Origin of the sequence: Rhizobium sp. NZLR11, assembly GCF_019685115.1 — a bacterium.
In the GTDB taxonomy this organism is placed as follows: Bacteria; Pseudomonadota; Alphaproteobacteria; order Rhizobiales; family Rhizobiaceae; genus Rhizobium.
Genome location: NZ_JABDWD010000050.1, coordinates 1 through 5522, shown reverse-complemented (window position 1 = coordinate 5522; position 5522 = coordinate 1). Strand labels below are relative to the sequence as shown.

Sequence of the window (5522 nt, the reverse complement as noted above, 5' to 3'; positions counted from 1 at the left end):
GGCAAACCGAAAATGGTCATCCGCATCGCGCTCGCCCGAAAACTCCTGGTCATTCTCAATGCAAAAGCACGAGATGCGCGAAGAGAATTCGAACATGCAACTTGACAGCCCAGATAGTCGCTCATCCGACCCTGCGGGCCACCTTCTCCCCGCTGGGGAGAAGAGATTACCCCCTCCACCCGTCGAGCAAAACAACCCTCTCCACCCCCGCAAACCTGGCCACCCGGTCCAGCTCCGCCTCCAGCCTCTCCAGCCGCCCCGCCGAAGCCTTCACACCGGGCTCCAGCCAAAGCCGCCGGACATCGAGCGTCGATTTCTTCCGATCGGCCTTCATGTCGATGCGGCCGATCAGCCGGTCGCCTTCGAGCAGCGGGAAGACGTAATAGCCATATTCGCGCTTCGGTTCGGGCACGAAAATCTCGATGCGGTAGAAAAAGCCGAACAGGCGTTCGGTGCGGTTGCGGTCGCGGATCATCGGGTCGAAGGGGCTGAGCACGCGGATGCGCGGCGGAGCGCCGGGGTAATTGTCGAGCGTCGAGAGGAAATCGGCGAAAGCCCAGGAGGGGCGCGGCTTGGCGCCGAGCGCCGGTTCGATCAGCACTTCGATCAGCTCATCGCGATGGGCTGATACCCAGGCCTTGGCTTCATCGGGCGAGACGAGGTTCCAGAAGGCTGAGATCTCGCCATGGGTGGCAAAGCCGAGGCGGGCGAGCGCGCTGCGGCAGGCCCAGTCGATAAATTCCTCGCGGCTTACCTCCGGCTCGCGGAATTCGGCCGGGATGACACGCTCCGTCAGGTCATAGATCTTCTGGAAGTTCGACCGGCCGGCGATGGCGAACTTGCCGGTGTGCCAGAAATATTCGAGCGCGGTCTTGTTCGGATGCCAGTTCCACCAGCCGCCGGAGACATGGCCGTCGGCCTTGATGTCGCGGGCGAGGATCGCGCCGTCGCGCTCGACGCGCTCATAGGTCTCCTCGAAAGCCGTCTCGAAACCCTCGCCGCGCCATTTGCGCCAGCGTTCGATGATGACCTTTTCCTGATGGCGGAACTTGTGTTTCCAATAAACGAAGAAGGTGCTCGGCAGGATGGAGGCGTCATGTGTCCAGTGCTCGAACAGCGCGCCGTCCTTTTCGAGCAGCGCAGTCAGGTGCTCGCGCCGGTAGGTCTGGTTGCGGGAAAACAGGATCTGATGATGTGCACGCTCCACCGTCTGGATGCTGTCCACCTGGACAAAACCCAGCTCGCGGATGAGCTGCAACAGGCCGTCCTTGGTCAAGGCGCGGTTCGGCGGGGCGCTGAGGCCCTGCTTGGCAAGAAAGACACGGCGGGCGTCGGAATTGGAAAGCAGATTCGTCATGGCGACATCATAATCCGGAAAATCTTCCTAGCGCATTCCGTTTTTCTCCGAATCACGGAAATGCTCTAGGCTTTTGTTTCCACGCGATCCCGGACGCAAAACCGCTGCGCACTTTTGCTGGGATTGCTCCAGCCACCCGATATTCGGTGGATATCGAAAGCGAGATTTGCTCTTTCATCCCCCCGGCGTCTCCGTATAGAAAGCGGCATCGCATGGATGTGAGGGCTGGTTTGGATATTGTTTTCGAAGGTGCCGGGGTCAGTTTCGGGGCACGGGTGGCGCTGGAGCCGCTGACGCTCGGCATTTCTGGGAAACGTGTCGGCGTCATCGGGCTGAACGGTTCGGGCAAGACGACTTTCGCGCGGCTGATCAACGGGCTGAGCAAGCCGACGGTCGGCCGCGTCACCGTCAACGGCCGCGATACGGCCGACGAGAAGGCGGCTGTGGCCGATGTCGGCTTCATCTTCCAGTCGCCGCAGAACCAGATCATCCTGCCGATCGTCAGGGACGACATCGCCTTCGGGCTGAAGCGGCGCGGTTTCACCAAGGCGGAGATCGAGGCGAAGGTCGAAGCCGTGCTTGCCCGCTTCGGCGCCGAGGCGCTCGCCGGTCGCCGAGCGCACGAGCTTTCCGGCGGCGAGCTGCAGGTGGCCGCTCTCTGCTCGGTGCTGGCGACGGGACCGGGCATTCTCATCCTCGACGAGCCGACCAACCAGCTCGACTTGAAGAACCGGGCGCTGGTCGAAGGGATTATCGCCGGGCTGCCGGAAAGCGCCATCGTCATCACCCATGACCTGGAATTGATCGCCGATTTCGAGCGAGTGCTGCTGTTTCATGAAGGGCGGCTTGCCGCGGATGCGCCGGCCATTGAGGCGATCGCGCGCTACAGGGAGATCGCCGCCTGATGCAATCGCTCTATGTCGAAGGCAACAGCGTGATGCACCGGCTTTCGCCGCGGCTAAAGCTGCTGTCGCTTGCGGCCTTGAGCGTCGTGCTGTTCATTACCGACAATCTCGCCGTGCTTTCCACCGCCGTGCTGCTGACGGCGGTTTTCTACCGCATGGTCGGCCTGCCGTTTGCGGATGCGCTCAGGCGGCTGCGGCCGATCTTCCTGACGATCGCCGTCGTCGCGCTCTTCAACCTGATCTTCAATCCCTGGCACGAGGCGCTCGTGCCGCTGCTGCGGCTGACGGCGCTGATGCTTTTCGCCGCCACCGTGACGGCGACGACGTCGATCACCGAATTTATCGACGAGGTGACGGCGCTTGCCCGCCCGCTGGAGCGCACCGGCTGGGTACAGGCCGACGATATCGGCCTGGCGCTTGGGCTGGTGCTGCGCTTCGTGCCCGAGATCGTCACGCGTTATCAGGCGATCCGCGAGGCGCACAGGGCGCGTGGGCTGAAGGCCCGGCCGGCGAGCCTGCTTGCGCCACTGATCATTCTGACGCTCAAGGATGCGGATAATATCGCCTCGGCGATTGACGCGCGCGGCATTCGGCGGCATGGAAGTTAACCAATTTTAACCACGGAATTCATGATGAGCACCCGCGACCTCGTTCTCACCGCCCTCTTTGCCGCAATCATCGTGGCGCTCGGCCTGCTGCCGCCGATCCCGCTCGGCTTCATTCCGGTACCGATCACCGCGCAATCGCTCGGCGTGATGATGGCCGGCGTCGTGCTCGGCGCCCGGCGCGGCGCCATTGCCGTGATGATCGTGCTCCTGCTCGTCGCCATCGGCCTGCCGGTGCTTTCCGGCGGCCGCGGCGGGCTGGCGATCTTCGCCTCGCCGACCGCCGGCTTCCTGATCGGCTGGATCTTTGCCGCCTTCGTCACCGGCTATCTCAGCGAGCGGCTGGTCAATGACCGGCAGTCCGGCCTGGTGCAGACGGTGAGCTTCTTCCTCACCGCCGTGGTCGGCGGCGTCGTCGTGCTCTACGCCTTCGGCATCACCTATCTCGCGACGGTGGCTGGTCTCGGCTTCACGAAGGCTTTCATCGGCTCGATGGCTTTCGTTCCCGGCGATGTGGTCAAGGCCTTCGTCGCAGCCCTCCTCGGCCGCGCCGTCATGGTCGGCTATCCCCTGCTGCCGCTGCGCGCGTAAGGCGTAGGCACGCTATCACCTGCACCGACAGCCGCCTTCGGCTCGAAGGCGGCTGTCGCTTGTTGACGGCTGCTTTCAACATCGATTGAATTATTGGCCAAATCCAGCGACCGGTGAGCAAGCCTATCAAAAACCATGCGCAGAACTCTGCGGATGGGCGGCTCTCCCCATTTGCATACGACGAGCGACATTGCACAGACGATCGCGACGGCCAAACCGAGTGCCGGCAGGGGTGTCATGCCCAGATCGGTCAGCCAATCGAGAAGCTGGATGCCGATGGCGAAATGCAGGAGATAGAGCGGGTAGGTCATCAAGCCGAGGGTTTTGACCGATTGGAGCAAGGCTTTCGGGAGACGACTGATCTGCCGGCTATAGCCGACGCTGGCCGCGATGAAGACCAGCCCCGCCGCCCAGATCAAGATTGCCGGAAGCGGCGAGAATGAATGACCCGCCACGGCGAGCGTGCGATCGCTGGTGCTGCCGGCTGCCATGTAAATCTGAGTAGCCCCGGTCACCAGCGCGCAGATCAAACCCACCCAGGAAATTGGGCTCATCCGCGTTCGAGACAAAAGCCAGATGTAGATGTAGATGCCGATGGCAAACTGGCAGCCGTAATAAAAGGGAACGGCCCGCCAGGCGGTGTCGGTGAATATGGCGAGGATCTCAGAATCGGGAAATGCGTTTAACAGAGCGATGAAAGCGGTACTTGCCAACGACAGGCCGAGCGCCAGCGCAGGCATCCTCGCCCTACGACCGGTCGCACACAGGATGAAGACAAGGGCATAGAAACATATCTCGCAGGCCAGTGTCCAATATTGACCATCGATCCATGGACCGCCCGGATAGAGCGTGATCGACCGCAGATAGTTCTTGATGACGCGCCTGTTGATATCCTGCGTCGCGATGAAGATCAGCGTCAGTGACGCGCAGATCCACACCGCCGGATACAGCCGCAGGACCCGTCCCTTCAGGAACGACATGGCGGTGGCCGAGGCGGCGGAGTTGATGATCACGAGCCCGGATATGACGAAGAACAGTTCGACGCCAACCCATCCCGGTTGGGCAACATTCTCGATCGCGGGCATTTTGTAGGGTCTCAGATATAAGGGCGACGCCCAGGAAGCAAATCCGAGATGAAACACCGTTACCATGAGCGCGCACACAAATCTGAGTGCGTCGATACCGTAAATATACGGGCTGGCAGTGTCGGATTTCGACATATCTGTTCTCCCAATATCTGAGGCAGTACTACCCTGGCTGGGATATTGATGCAAGGCACGCGCAGAACGCGCGGCAATCGACGATTGCGTGATGGATCAGTTCGTCAGCTTTCTCGGTCAGAGATCATCAAGACGAGCGGCCACAGCCTCCCGTTCTTCCCCGGCGAGATCGTCAAGCGGGGTATCGCATACGCCCATTGGGGCGCGGTTCACGAAGCGGTATTGGCATCGAAATGTGGAGAGCGCGCGTCGCGCATGAGGAATTTCCAACGGAAAACCGTCTCCACGCTGTCGGAACGTCTGGCGTTCCGGTCCATTGCCGGCCTCTTACGGCTTGGAAAATCGGCAACAAAAAAACCGCCTTGAGGCGGTCGGGCATACTATCGATTTCAGTTCAGCTAGTCTCCACCTCCACCATCTCCCCCTCCTCCGTCACCATCGTCACAGGCGCCACCGTGGCAGTCGCCGCCATGTGAAAAGTCGCCCCCATCTCCACCGCCGTCGCCAGAACTACCCGGCTTGTGGCTATTGGCAGAGATTCCGACACAAAACAGAATGAAGTAGATGATGAGCAGGCCATTCGAGAACAGTGTTTCCAATCAGTATCCTTTCGTTCGTTTCAGGAAATCTTGTTTCCTGACTAAAATAGTAGATTACTATTTCGATCGCGGCAAGGGCTCCAATATGAAACTTTCATGACAGGCTGGAATACCTCCCTTGTAACTTCCCTTTACCCGCTATTGGCGTAGTACTGCCTGTTGCGGTGGCGGATGGAAGACCGTTGCACCTTTGGGACACCAAGCCCGTGGGAGAGCCTGGGTCTCCGTCCGCCGTTCCATTGAAC

The 5522-nt window shown here is 60.8% G+C and carries 5 protein-coding genes and 1 pseudogene; 4 read left to right on the top strand and 2 right to left on the bottom strand.

Features of this window, described 5'->3' with window-relative positions; translation table 11 throughout:
* Positions 1 to 105: pseudogene (locus HJB83_RS33835) on the top strand (IS110 family transposase); the annotation flags it as partial.
* Positions 106 to 166: 61 nt separating this feature from the next.
* Here the strand turns inward: HJB83_RS33835 and HJB83_RS33830 are convergent.
* Positions 167 to 1357: a winged helix-turn-helix domain-containing protein gene (locus tag HJB83_RS33830; RefSeq protein WP_207583195.1), complete on the bottom strand. Its 1191-nt coding sequence runs from the start codon at positions 1355 to 1357 to the stop codon at positions 167 to 169.
* 230 nt (positions 1358 to 1587) lie between these two features.
* Here HJB83_RS33830 and HJB83_RS33825 point away from each other — a divergent pair, with 230 nt between their 5' ends.
* From HJB83_RS33825 to HJB83_RS33815, 3 genes are read left to right on the top strand one after another with little or no spacing between them, the layout of a single operon-like run.
* On the top strand, positions 1588 to 2262 hold the full coding sequence (locus tag HJB83_RS33825; RefSeq protein ID WP_221117812.1) for an energy-coupling factor ABC transporter ATP-binding protein: 675 nt from the start codon (positions 1588 to 1590) through the stop codon (positions 2260 to 2262).
* On the top strand, positions 2262 to 2870 hold the full coding sequence (locus tag HJB83_RS33820; RefSeq protein WP_207583193.1) for an energy-coupling factor transporter transmembrane protein EcfT: 609 nt from the start codon (positions 2262 to 2264) through the stop codon (positions 2868 to 2870). The genes HJB83_RS33825 and HJB83_RS33820 overlap by 1 nt, the downstream gene beginning before the upstream one ends.
* Positions 2871 to 2894: 24 nt before the next feature.
* A complete protein-coding gene (locus HJB83_RS33815) occupies positions 2895 to 3458 on the top strand; it encodes a biotin transporter BioY (protein WP_221117813.1) in 564 nt (187 codons plus the stop codon).
* Here the strand turns inward: HJB83_RS33815 and HJB83_RS33810 are convergent.
* Positions 3431 to 4678: an acyltransferase gene (locus HJB83_RS33810; protein ID WP_207583191.1), complete on the bottom strand. Its 1248-nt coding sequence runs from the start codon at positions 4676 to 4678 to the stop codon at positions 3431 to 3433. The two genes, HJB83_RS33815 and HJB83_RS33810, sit on opposite strands and share 28 nt — an antisense overlap.
* Between the last annotated feature and the right edge of the window lie 844 nt (positions 4679 to 5522).